Consider the following 13,897-nt stretch of genomic DNA (forward strand, 5'->3'; position numbering starts at 1 on the left):
ACGATTAATATCCCGGAGCCTGTACCATCTGCGGGTTGCTGTAAAGTTCATCATAATCACTTCTCGACCATACAGGAAGCAGATATTGCTTGGTATCCCATTTGAAAGGCTGGTCAATAAGTATTGGCGTATTAAATTCCTCGAAAGTCGGATTCAAGGTCAAACCGGTCAGTCCAAAACGTGTTCCGGCTTTCAGCATGTCGGGAGCGATCACCCAACGACGCAGGTCGTAGTAACGGTGTCCTTCTTCAAACAGTTCCACGAAACGTTCGTTGCGAACCCAGTCCATCAGGCTCATTTCCGACAGATCGGCCGACGTCAGGTCTCTGATACCGGCACGTTTGCGGATAATGTTCAGATTGTTCAAAGCCTCACCTTCCTGATTCAGAGCAGCGTAGCATTCGGCCAGGTTCAAGTACAACTCAGCCATACGGATGTACGGACGACGGGCAGCAGCATGATTGGTCGAACCGCTCGTTGTGTAGTTGATAGCCGGATCGATGAACTTCTTCGAAAGGTAACCGGTTCCTGAGATATTACGCGAATCGGAAGCACGCCAACCATTGGTGTTCGTGTTCTTAAAGTTCAACCACAGCGGGTTTCCGTTGTTAATCTTCTTGGCATATTCGCATCCGTCGTAGGCAATCCAGGCATAGAAACGGGCTTCGCGCTTGGCATTCAACTTGATAATATCGTTCTTGACATCTTCACCATCCAAATCGGTTGTAAGCGACGGGCTGGAAGCTCCTTCATAGAAACGCGTATACCACTCGCTCTGCGGGAAGAAGTCAGGATCGTCCTCGGGCAATTCACCATTCTCGGTATAGAAATGCTGTACAGTGTACAAAGTCGGTGCAAATCCAGACCAACCACCGTTCCAGCTTCCGTTACTTTTCTTCACTACACGGTTCGGCAGACGGGCTGTGGTAGCTTCACCACTGTTGGTTCCGTCAGAGTCGATACGTTGGCCCCAAATCAGTTCCTTGTTATTGTCGCCCTCGGTAGCAGTTACCAGATACTGGAACATACGGACACGCTGTTTGAACAGGATGTTCTCTTCCGTATCTTCTTCACGTCCCGGAATGAACGGCAAGTCGATGCCGTCACGTTCTGCCTTCTCATTGGCTGTTTCAATATCAAAAAGTTGGTAACCGGCAGCCTGAGCAGCACTCAAAGCTTCCTGACAGGCAGTCAGCGCACGCGTCCACTTCGTTTCATCATAAGAAGAGCTGACCAGTTCGTAACCGTAGCCCGGAGTCTCGTAATTGGTATTCTTCCAACTCGGTGTAGGGAATGAACCGTTCCATAACGGAGAAGCTGCATACAACAGTACACGGGCTTTCAGACACTTGGCGATGGTAGAAGTTGCACGTCCCAAGTCAGCCGTTTCGCGAACAGCAGGAAGTACGGCAGCTGCATCGTCCAGCTTCTGAACAATCCAGTTCACACAATAATCGAAGTGAGAACGTCCCGGAATCTCTTCGTTCGTAATGTTCGGATCTACTTTTTCAGGAATAATCGGACACGGACCAAAAGCCTGTAAGACACGGAAATGGTAGTAAGCCTCCAGGAAGTAACACTCAGCCTTGTACTGGGCCTTATCCTCCTCGGTCACACCCGTCGGTTGCAGCTCGTCAATCAGACTGAGGAAATGATGAACATAACCAATCCAGTTGTAGCTGGGAGTCCAAATGTTGAAATCGTCCGAAGTCTGACTGCCGCTCCACACTTTATAATAAGAAGGCGATATTGTTCCCCAAGCCATTTGCTGACCGTACATGTCCCAATCCTTCGGGAAGATTACTTCATCGGCCGACAATTCGTAAGCCTTGAAGTCGTAAACCTGACAACGGGGTACATAACCGTAACAAGTGTACAGGAAGCTTAAGGTAGCAGCCTCATCTTTCATCGTATCGTCGAAGTCGGCCTGTGCAGGCGGAATGACATCCAGATAGTTGCACGAAGTGAGCAGGCAGCACGGTATCAGTAAAGCCTGCGTTATATGGGTTATTTTCTTTAGAAGTTTCATATCTTTATATACAATGTAAGTTAAACCAACTTTTTTAGAATGTAAACTGAACACCTAAGTTAAATGTACGTTGCAACGGATAGGAGTTCCAGTCAAGTTCAGGATCCCACAACTTAAAGGGACTGAATACAGCCAGATTATCACCGCTGAAGTAAACACGACACATCGGGAACCGGTAACCGATTTCGAGTGTCTTAAAGCGCAGGAAGTTACCATTGCGCAACCAGTAAGAGCTAGGCTGAATGTTGTTGTTGATGTCGGCACTTGTGATACCCAGACGCGGATAAGCGGCATTCGGGTTGGGGTTGTCTACCGACCAATGATCATCAGCAATCCACTGCATCAGGTTTCGTTCCAGACTTTCTACGTTCGATCCGTCACCACCACCCGACAAGAAGGGAGCATAACCACTGTTGATCATAATCTTACGTTTAGCCGATCCGTTAAAGAATACGCCGAAATCGAACTTCTTATACGAAACGTTCAATCCGAAACCGTACTGTATGCGGGGGATTTCATCGTAAGGCGACAACATAACCTGGTCTTCGGTCGTAATCTGTCCGTCGCCGTTCACGTCACGATACTTGATATCACCCGGCATGATGTTGGCACCCAGCTGTGACTGGTCGGCCCAGTTGTCTATTTCCTCCTGACTTGAGAACAAGCCTTCGGCAATGTAACCTGTCTGTACGTTCAGCGGTTTCCCAGTCTTAGTCTGCCATACATACGGATATTCAGGTTCGTCTACATACTTATATTCGTTCTGGTTATAAGTGAAGTTTCCACGGAAATCTACCGTCCAGTCTTTACCGAACTGTTTGGTCCAGTTGACGCTTAATTCCACACCTTGATTCACTACTTCACCAATATTACTCCAAGGTACCGAACCCCAATATCCCAACAGATTAGGCCATGAAGAACGAGCCATCAGAATACGGTCACGAAGGTCGTGGAAATAATCAAATGTGATGTTCACCTGATTCAGAATTGACATATCCACACCGATATCAAACTTCTTTACGTGTTCCCAACCGGCATTTTCAACAGCCAATACATAGAAGGCAGGACCGCTACGGAAAGTTTCGTTGGTAGGCAGACCCGTCCAGAAATTATGTCCGGCACCGATGCTGATGTTATTTTGGTACAAGAAGTGAGGAGCACTTCCGTTAAACTGGTCACTACCTACCAGACCGTAAGATGCTCTGATCTTGAAGTGATTGATATACTGAGAAATCGGTTCCCAGAATTTTTCTGCACTTGCCACCCAACCGATAGAAGCTGCAGGGAAGAACTCGAAACGCTCGCCGGCGGCCAGACGTTCGGAACCGTTGTAACCAAAGTTGAACTCAAACAGATACTTGTTGGCATAGTCGTAAGTCAGACGGCCGGAATAACCCTGATTACGGTTAGGCAATACATCACTACGATATTCACGCATCATGTACATCAACATCGCCGACAGGTTATGTTCACCGAAGCTGCGCTTCCAGTCGGCACGAACATCAAAGTAAAATGTCTGATCGGCCGATTTGGTGACTCCGGACTGGCTAACATAGTCAGTACCTGTTTGCAGCAGTTCCAGGTCATAAGTATCTGTAGCCGGATCATAAGAACCATCTTTTACTCTATAATAATAAGGTGTCAGTGAACGGGAATAATAAGACTGAGACCAGTTCTTAAAATTCACCAATGCCTTCACACTCAAACCTTCTGTAATAAAACTCAAATCTTGAGTCAAATTCAGCGAAGTGTTCAATGTGTTATAGTTGGTTTCCTTGAATGAACTCATCATATAAGCATAAGGGTTCGTACCATACACACCCGATTTTACTTCTGCATTACCAAAATAGATGTGCTCATCATCACCGGGGAAATAAGCAGGGAATGAAACGGGATTGGCAGACATAACAGCCTTATACAAATCGGAAGTTGAATAGTTAGGACCTTTTTGGTTACCGATCTGAGCCATCATGCGCAAGTCGACCGTCGTGGTATTGGTCAGCTTATACGAAATATTATTCTGGAAGTTATATTCCCAGTTATTAATGTTCGGATTGTAGTAATAATCAGTCGGAGCATCCAGCAAACCGGTATCGTGATTGGCCTGTAAACTTAAATAATAAGATACACGCGATCCACCACCTTGAACATTGATATTGGCACGCTGGTTATAGTTACCTTCCCTGAACAGCAGGTCGTACCAGTCCACATCGGGATAGACATACGGATTCGTGCCGTTGGCCGTATTCTGTATCTGCTCTTCCGTATAACGGGGAGAAGTAATGGTTGTAGCACTTCTTGCCTGTGCAGCTTCGTTATAAGTACGCATATAAGTAGCACCGTCAGCAAATTCTACAACATTCATCGGCTTGAAATAAGAAGCTTCCAAAGATACGTTTACCGTAGCTTTCGTATTCTCGGCACCCTTCTTGGTGGTAACCAACATGACACCGTTAGCACCACGGTTACCATAAACAGCTGTAGCCGAAGCATCCTTCAACAAGGAGAAACTCTCGATAGACTCCGCCGGAATACGGTTCAGGTCAGTTGATGAGATTTCCACACCGTCCAACAGTATCAGCGGAGTAGCTACACCACCAAAGGTATTGATACCACGAATATAGAATTCAGAAGCAGATCCCGGCTCACCGCTATTGGTCATCGAAATGATACCCGACAACTTACCGGCCAAAGCATTGGTCAGTGAAGATGACGGAGCCTTCAGAGTAGCACCCTTAACGGTAGTAATAGAACCTGTAACTGATACTTTCTTCTGAGTACCTTGTCCTACAACAACAACTTCGTCCAGCACTTCGTTGTCCGACTCCATTTTAATGGTCATGACACCCAGATCGCCAACAACCAGTTCTTGCGATTTATAACCGATATAAGAAACCAAAAGTTCCGATTTGCTGGTAACTTCGATAGAGAACTTACCATCTATATCGGTAATGGTTCCCGTATCCGTTCCTTTCAACCGGATGTTTACACCAATCAACGCTTCACCGGTCGAAGCGTCGACTACAGTACCAAGCAGTGTACGCTTGGGATTTGTCGTACTCTGAGTGACCCCCTGTACGGAAAGATCACCCGAACCAGCAACTGCAACAAGAGGATTACCGCTAATGAAACCAGCACAAAGGAGCAGGCTCATTACCAGTTTTCGATTGTTTTTCATTAGTTCTGAATCCATTTGCTAATAGATTAAAGTTAATATAAAAATTGATATTATTTTGGAATACAAAATTATCCCACAGAGCACGAAAAAGCAACTCGAAATCGTGATTTGGACATATACAAATCATTCAAAATATGTTCTAAACATGCCCTGTAGGCTATTCTGAGCGTTATAAGCTTCATTTTCCGACCAAGACAACGCCTCCTTGCGGAAGAATGTCGAGCTGGACTTTTTTATCAGCTTTTACTTTCAGTGACTCACACATCGGTTGCTGTTTTTTGTCATCCTTGTAGCAAGAAACTGTTTTGCCGGACAACATAGGCAAGTCTACCTTCAGCTTCAACGGCTCTTGGGTGGCATTGATACCAGCCACGTACCACGTATCACCATGACGGCGTGCCAGAACGACATACTTGCCCGGATAACCGTCGATGAAGCGGACTTCGTCCCACGTAGTAGGTATCTGCTTCATAAAGTCGATGCACAGCTGCGGAGCATCGGTCAGGTTGTTGGGAGCCAATGCAAAGTTCTGGATCGGATTCTGGAACAGTACGGCAGTAGCCAACTGGAAGACATCGGTCGTGCGACGGGTAGTACCGCCGTCGTTACCACGATTCAGACGTTTGTTGAGGAACGTACCGCCAAACTCCATACAGCCCACCGTGTTGCGGATGAACGGATGCAGGCAGGCATTAAACGCCTCGTTGTCGCAGAAGTGTTGGTTGAAAATCAGGTTCTCGGAAGCCAGTACCGCTTCGCTACCCACATAGTTGGGATACATGCGTTCCCATCCGCGTGGCAAAGTACATCCGTGGAAGATAACCATCAGTCCGTGGTCGTCGGCGTCGCTCAATATATCTTCGTACAAGCGCATCGTTTCTTGCTTGTCACCACCAAAGAAGTCCACTTTGATACCTTTTACACCCAACTTCTGCATCCAGCTCATCTCCTGCTTACGGATAATGGCATTATCCATTTTGTTGATAGGGCTTTGTTCGATGTCGTTCCAATAACCGCTGGAACTATACCACAAGAAGATTCCTATTCCTTTGCTACGGGCATACTCCACCAGCTTTTCCATCTTCTGATATCCCATATTGTTATCCCACCAACTGTCTACCAATACGTACTCATATCCTAACGCCGCAGCCAAATCGACATATTTCACCTGATCGTCGAAGTTCGAGCTGTCATCCTGCCACAGAATCCAGCTCCACGTACTGCGTCCCATGCGATAATCTTGCTTCGTAGTGTAACGGGGTTCTACTACGTCCCAAGAAACAGTTGTTTCAACGATAGGTTTCAGGCTTTCGCCTACAGTAATCGTACGCCAAGGGGTACTACCAGGTAAAGCAAACGCCGGCTCTACTGTACCATTGCCGTTGTTCTCCTCGGGCATAGGGAACGCTATACGGTATAAGCCGTTCTCGGCATCACTGAGGTGAGACGCACAATAGCGACTGTCCACACCGGTTTCGCTGACCAATACCCAACCTTCGTCGCCCACACGGAACAGACAGGGGAAAGTATATCCATGGCCATATTGCGAACGGTCGCTCATGGGCGCATCTACTTTATATTCTTCTTCGTAACTGGGTTTCGTCCGCTTCCAGCCAATCATGGCATCGCTTTGCGGACACAAGAATGTAGTAGTCTGTTCCGGAAAATGGAAGCCGGTGGCTTCGGACATGATACGCACACTTCCTGTGCCGTGCTGACGAGGTAAAGAATAACGAAGTGCTACATCATTGTTGCTGACACGAAAGGTGACAGCCATCTGCCTGCCTTCGGCATTCGTCAGATGACAAGTCAGTTCATTAGCTTGATAATGAATGCGCGACGCTTTGATACGCGACTGTTCGTAGACTGTATCAATGGAATGAATCTCGTGACGCTCCAGTTTCAGGCCTTTCACAAAACTTCCCATGTTGGTTTCAAGTCCCAAAGGAGAATTCGCCAACATTGTTTTTCCATCGTACACGACCGAATAAGCAAGCCCACCGTCGGTCTGACAGTCAAAAGCAACTTGCAACCTCTGATCCGGTCCGCTTACCGTTACATCCTGAGCGGCAACCGAACAGGCATTCAGCAGTAATAATAATGCTAACTGATTTACATTTTTCATGGTAAACTATTTAATTAATTATGAATCGGGGTTAAAAGAAAGAATGAATCATATTCTTCAAATCGGGTGCAAATATATCCTACAGCAAACGAATGAGACACTCGAAATCGTGCAATGAATGAATACAAATCGGTCAATGAACGATCCGTATACACGAACTAACGAATTTATTTGTATTTTTGGCTGACTGAACAAGAAGTGCATGTAACAATGAAAAAAGTCTTATTCACCTTATGTATCCTGCTGCCACTTACTGCAACAGCGCAACCTTATATTATAAAACATCTAGGCATCAAGCAAGGATTGTCCAACAACCACGTCGTAAGCATCGCTCAAGATAAAAGGGGCGTATTATGGTTTGCGACGGAAGAAGGATTGAACCAATTTGACGGTGTCAACTTCTCTTCCTATTATAAAGAAGAAAACAACAGCCGACAAAGCCTTGCCGGCAACGAGTTGAACTGTGTTCTTGACGATCCTCAGGATTCCATACTCTGGATAGGAACACAACGCAACGGACTGAATGCATACAATTATGCCCAAAACACCTTTACCGTCTACCAGCACGATCCCAACAATCCGGAAAGTCTTATCACAAACGACATAACCCGCATTATAGCTGCCAATGACAGCAATCTCTTCATCAGTACCTATTGGAGCGGCATTGAATATCTGGATAAAAAGACCGGTAAATTCACCCACTACAATTCGCAAACCGTACCCGGCTTTCCCTGTAACGGTATTTGGGCCATTGAGAAAGGAGAAGATGGAATCCTTTATGTCGGCCATGCTGAAAACGGATTCAGTATCTTGTCTACCAAAGAGAAAACTATCAAAAACTTCACCCACGACCCCAACGACGCCAACAGTTTGCCTTCCAACGAAGTAGGAAGCATATGCAGAGACCGCAACGGAAACATCTGGGTAGGAACAGGAAAAGGACTTGCCTTATTCAATCCGGAAGCAGAAAAGTTCATCCGCTTCAACGATAAAGACAAAAACCTTTCGCACCGCATACACGACATAAAACAGCTGAACGACAACCAGCTGTGGATAGCCATGGAGTTCGGTGGAATTGCCATAATGGACCTCTCACAACACATGTCCCATGCACCCGATCACAGTAATCTGACAATTATCAAAGAAGAAAACAACGAGTATGGCTTGTCCAAAGCAACCATCCGCTGCCTGTTTCAAGATACATACAACAATGTATGGGCCGGCTCTTACGGCGGGGGAATCAACTTCATCAACCGCAGCCAGCCATTATTCTCCGTATACAAGTATTCTCCTTTCCCTTACACGGATAACCACCTGACCAGTAAAATTGTGTCAAGTGTCTGTGCCGATCGTCAAGGTAATCTATGGATAGGTATGGACGAAGGCGAAATCGACTTGTTCAGAAAGGGAAAACAGGTAGATTGCTATAACAGCCGGAACAAGAATTTGTCCGGTGCACCCATACAGGCATCTCTGTGCGATTCGAAAGGAGGACTATGGTTCGGCCTTTTTTATGGAGGCATCCTCTACTACGATGCACAAATCCGCAACTTCAAACAGATCCTTCCGCCTGCACAAAGTCATGTCGATGTCAGAGCTTTCCACGAGGACAAAGAAGGGAATATATGGACCAGCACCAGCGAAGGCATTTACCAGATTGACCGCAATACACACAAGATAAAAGCCCACTACGGCTCGACAAACGATCTGGTACGGTGCATTGTAAAGGACTCGGAAGGACAGCTTTGGGTAGGCTACTTCGGAGGCGGGCTAACAATATTTGACGAATCGTTCAATCCCATAGCTTCTTTCAACGTAGCCGGCCAGTTTCCGTCGAACACCCTCAATGCTCTTTACGAAGACAGTAAAGGCCGCATGTGGGCTGCCACCGGCGACGGACTGGTGTGTTTCCCTTCACTGAAAAAGCGGGATTACAAAGTATACAGACGCGAAGACGGACTGGTTAATACACACATTCAGGCCATCAACGAAGACAAAGAGGGCAATATCTGGTTCAGCACCAACAAAGGCATCAGCTGCCTGTGCAACGATGGAGACACCCTGTACAATTACGACCAGCACGATAACCTGCCACTAGGCAACTTCAGCCGTAACTGCACGGCAACCGATTCGGTAGGACGCCTGTACTTCGGCTCCATAGACGGATTGTGCTACTTCAACCCCGAACTGGTATTACAGAAACGTCAGTCGCCACCGGCATTCATCAATTCTCTGGTTATCCACGAGCCCAGCGAAAACTTCGAAAACAAGCCTGTCATCATACCCCTAAACGGCAAAAAAAGCATAGAACTGGAACATTGGCAAAGCAGTTTCAGCGTAGCCTTCAACATTCAGAACTATGCCCTGACCGACCAGGTGGAGTATGCCTATATGTTAAAAGGACTCGAAAATGCATGGTACACCGTGACCGACATCCATAACCTGACTTTCCGCAACCTGTCGCCCGGAAAATACAAGTTGCAGATAAGAACACGTATGCGCAATCAGGAATGGGCCGACAACATGACTACGCTGGATATATACATCGCCCCTCCCTTATGGCTTACCTGGTGGGCCAAAACGATTTATTTTGCCTTGGCCATCTCCATTCTGTCGGTACTGCTCTACATCTACAAGAAAAGGCTGGATGCAGAAACCCTGTATAAACTGGAGAAACAGAACCTGCAACATGAACAGGAACTGAACAACGAACGTCTGCGTTTCTATACCAACATCACTCACGAGTTGCGCACACCGCTCACCCTGATACTGGGACCGCTGGAGGATATGCAAAAGAACAATTCGCTTTCGGCCAAAGATGCTCAGAAACTGAGCGTCATACATCAGAGTGCCATACGCCTGCTCAACCTCATCAACCAGATTCTGGAATTCCGCAAGACCGAAACCCAAAACCGGAAACTTTGTGTCTGCCGGGGCAACATTGCCGCACTGGTACACGAAACCGGACTGAAATACAGAGAACTGAACCAAAAGCCAGATGTAGAAATCAAACTGGATATAGAAGAGGAAAACATAACGATGTATTTCGACAAAGAGATGATACAGTCCATATTGGACAATCTCATCTCGAATGCCATCAAATACACCGAAAAGGGCAGCATCACCATCGGAATACGTCTCGCCGAGCGTACCGGAATCTGCTACACCGAACTTTGGGTAAGCGATACCGGCTACGGCATTCATCCGGATGCCCTACCCCACATCTTCGAACGCTATTATCAGGAAGGTGGAAAGCATCAGGCATCGGGTACGGGCATCGGACTGGCACTGGTAAAGAACCTCGTCAAACTGCACGAAGGCGAAATCAGCGTCGAAAGCAAACTCAATCAAGGCAGCACGTTCCGCATCAGCTTGCTGACCGATAACTTCTACCCCAACGCCCTGCACACCGATATCCAGCAGAACGATGCAGAGAAAACCACGGAACAGGAGCCGGAACCGAATGCCGACGAACATCCCATCCTGCTGGTCGTAGAAGACAACCAGGACATCCGCGACTACATTGCCGAATCGTTCAGCGAACACTTCGACGTACGTACGGCTGCCAACGGCAAGGAAGGAAGAGACATTGCACTGAAAATAATCCCCGACATCATTGTGAGCGACATCATGATGCCCGTGATGGACGGTAACGAAATGTGCCGTGCCCTGAAAAGCGATGTGCGCACCAGCCACATCCCCATCATCCTGCTTACAGCCAAAGACTCGCTGCACGACAAGGAAGAAGGCTATGCCGTGGGTGCCGACTCGTACCTGACCAAACCCTTCAGCGCCAGCCTGCTGCACAGCCGCATCGAGAACCTGATTCAGAACCGCCGCATCCTATCGGAACATTTCCGCAGCAAGTCGGGGGAGGCGCCAAGCAAGTCGGCTGCTGTCATGGAGTCGCTCAACAAGCTCGACAACGAGTTTATCCATAAAATCAACGAACTGATAGAAGCCCGCCTGTCGTCGGACAAGATAGACGTAGGCTACCTTTCGGACAAGATGTGCATGAGCAGCTCTACCTTGTACCGCAAGATGAAGGCGCTGACCGGTATGTCGGCCAACGAGTACGTACGCAAGATGAAAATGAAATATGCCGAGCAATTCCTGCTCGAAGGAAAATACACCATCTCGGAGATAGCGGCCAAGGTTGGCATCAACAACCTGTTCTACTTCCGCCAATGCTTTAAGGAAGAGTACGGCGTAATACCGTCCGAATACCTGAAACAGCTGCGCGAAAAGGCCGGAGGCGAGCCATCCTAAGCGTCGCTTTCCCCGTCGCTTAACGGTTCATTTCCAGTTCGATGCTTTTGATTTTCTCCAGCGTCTTTCCGGCCTCGGTCGAGGGGAACAGCTGGAGTACCTTCTGCAAGTAGGTACGAGCTTTGGAATAACTGTTCGAGAAGATATCTGACAGGCTGTTACGGTAACGGGCATATTGCATCCGCGTAGGCGAAGCTATCTTTCGGTAGTCCTCGTTCAGCTTGTTTCGGGCACGCTCGGCCTGAAGGTAAAAATAATTGCCTAGAAAGATGTTGGCCTGAAGGTTCTCGGGATCGAGCGTCATCACTTGTTCGTAAATACGTTTTGCATCGTCCGACTCGCCCCGCATCAACTGTACCTCGGCACACGACACAAGAGTGGGCACATCCTGAGGATGCGCCTGCAACACTTCCCGATAGAAAAGATAGGCTTTATCGTAATTCCTGATTTTTTTGTAACGCACAGCCAGCTCCTGAGCCAGACGCGGAGTCACCGCAGCATTCTTGTTGACGTGGGTCCAGTAGAACATTTCCGTCTGCTCGGCATCGGCTACAGCCGACTGACGGAACAGGCTGACGGCATACTCATCGTTTCCCGAAGCAAGTGCCTCGGCAACCTTCTCCAGCAACACAGCGGCCGACTGGCCAAAGAGCGCCAAGGGGCAGCACAAAACAATAGATAGAAGCAAAGTTAAGGTTTTCATTGATGTAAGACTGATAGGTTTATATCCAGATTCCCCGTCTCGGGAAACCACCTACAAATGTAGATATTTCCATAACAACAAACAACGCGCCGAAGTTGAATTATTGTTAATCTTTCTGTCCGTTTTTTCCTTTTTTCTGTGTACTTTTGCCGCCCAAAGAAAAAAGAGGAAATTTCATGAAGCCCAGAGACCGCCAAATCCTGCAAATTGCCCTGCCGTCCATCGTGTCCAACATCACCGTGCCCCTGCTCGGCCTCATCGACGTGGCCATCGTGGGACACCTCGGCGCACCGGCCTACATCGGCGCCATCGCCGTGGGCGGAATGCTGTTTAACATCATCTACTGGATATTCGGTTTCCTGCGTATGGGCAGCAGCGGCATGACCTCGCAGGCACTGGGGCGGCGCGATCTGCCCGAGGTGGTTCGCATCCTGCTCCGCTCCGTAGGCATCGGCATGGCGGTGGCGGCGGTGCTCATCGCCCTGCAAGTGCCCATCCGTCAGGCGGCTTTCCTGCTGATACAGCCCACCGACGAAGTACGCCGGATGGCGACCGTCTATTTTCATATCTGCATTTGGGGAGCTCCTGCCATGCTGGGACTGTACGGGCTGACGGGCTGGTTCATCGGCATGCAGAACTCGCGCACACCCATGTTTATCGCCATCACGCAAAACGTGGTCAACATCGTGGCCAGCCTCAGCCTGGTCTTCGGATGCGGCATGAAGGTCGAGGGTGTGGCACTGGGCACACTCATTGCGCAATATGCCGGCTTTGTCATGGGGCTGACACTATGGCTGCGCCAATATGGCAAACTGAAGAAGTATCTGCCCGGCAGACAAGGCGGTGGCTCGGATGCAGGTAGCAACGGATTGTGGGAACGCCAGGCGATGCGGCGCTTCTTCGCCGTCAACCGCGACATCTTTCTGCGCACGCTCTGCCTGGTGACAGTCACCCTGTTCTTTACCTCGGCCGGTGCCGCTCAGGGAGAAATCATACTGGCGGTCAACACCTTGCTGATGCAGCTCTTCACCCTGTTCTCGTACGTGATGGACGGTTTTGCCTATGCGGGCGAGGCCATGAGCGGGCGTTACATCGGAGCGCGCAACCGTGCGGCATTCGGCGATACGGTGCGGCGGCTCTTCGTGTGGGGCTTCCTGATGGCGGTCCTCTTCACCCTGGCCTATGCCTTCGGGGGCAATGCCTTCCTGTGCCTGCTTACCGACGACCGACAGGTGACCGCCGCTGCCGACAGCTATTTCGGTTGGGCACTGGCCATTCCTGCTGCCGGCGTGGCGGCATTCATTTGGGACGGAGTGTTCATCGGTGCCACTGCCACCCGCGGCATGCTTCTTTCCATGGCTGCGGCTGCCGTCTGCTTCTTCGCCCTGCACTACGGGCTCCGGCCGGTACTGGGCAATCATGCGTTGTGGCTGGCTTTCATCGTTTACCTGTTTGTGCGCGGAGCCGTACAGACGGTGCTGAGCCGCGGAGTTGTGCGTCGTGCATTCGCCTCGCCGGCAGTAGGCTAAAGCCACCTTTGTTCCCCGTTTGCAGGACACTTGCACGGCTCGTGAGAGACACTTGTACGGCTCA

The 13,897-nt window shown here is 48.8% G+C and carries 6 protein-coding genes; 2 read left to right on the forward strand and 4 right to left on the reverse strand.

All coding sequences use genetic code 11. The features are described 5' to 3' along the window. Window positions 1–4: 4 nt before the first annotated feature. From BQ5591_RS19345 to BQ5591_RS19355, 3 genes are all read right to left on the reverse strand, one after another. Window positions 5–2,029, reverse strand: a complete 2,025-nt coding sequence (locus BQ5591_RS19345; RefSeq protein ID WP_071150576.1) for a RagB/SusD family nutrient uptake outer membrane protein — start codon at window positions 2,027–2,029, stop codon at window positions 5–7. Window positions 2,030–2,063: 34 nt separating this feature from the next. After that, window positions 2,064–5,222, reverse strand: coding sequence for a SusC/RagA family TonB-linked outer membrane protein (locus BQ5591_RS19350; protein ID WP_071150577.1), 3,159 nt, complete (start codon window positions 5,220–5,222; stop codon window positions 2,064–2,066). Between the two features lie 163 nt (window positions 5,223–5,385). Next, a complete protein-coding gene (locus BQ5591_RS19355; protein ID WP_071150578.1) occupies window positions 5,386–7,332 on the reverse strand; it encodes a glycoside hydrolase family 97 protein in 1,947 nt (648 codons plus the stop codon). Window positions 7,333–7,542: 210 nt separating this feature from the next. Between BQ5591_RS19355 and BQ5591_RS19360 the strand changes: the two genes are divergently transcribed. Beyond that, on the forward strand, window positions 7,543–11,601 hold the full coding sequence (locus tag BQ5591_RS19360) for a hybrid sensor histidine kinase/response regulator transcription factor (protein ID WP_071150579.1): 4,059 nt from the start codon (window positions 7,543–7,545) through the stop codon (window positions 11,599–11,601). A gap of 19 nt (window positions 11,602–11,620) precedes the next feature. Here the strand turns inward: BQ5591_RS19360 and BQ5591_RS19365 are convergent, their stop codons facing one another. Then, window positions 11,621–12,304, reverse strand: a complete 684-nt coding sequence (locus BQ5591_RS19365; protein WP_022162140.1) for a tetratricopeptide repeat protein — start codon at window positions 12,302–12,304, stop codon at window positions 11,621–11,623. Window positions 12,305–12,480: 176 nt separating this feature from the next. Here BQ5591_RS19365 and BQ5591_RS19370 point away from each other — a divergent pair, with 176 nt between their 5' ends. After that, on the forward strand, window positions 12,481–13,833 hold the full coding sequence (locus BQ5591_RS19370; protein WP_071150580.1) for an MATE family efflux transporter: 1,353 nt from the start codon (window positions 12,481–12,483) through the stop codon (window positions 13,831–13,833). Window positions 13,834–13,897 lie beyond the last annotated feature (64 nt).

The sequence above is a fragment of the Bacteroides ndongoniae genome (assembly GCF_900108345.1).
Classification (GTDB): Bacteria; Bacteroidota; Bacteroidia; order Bacteroidales; family Bacteroidaceae; genus Bacteroides; species Bacteroides ndongoniae.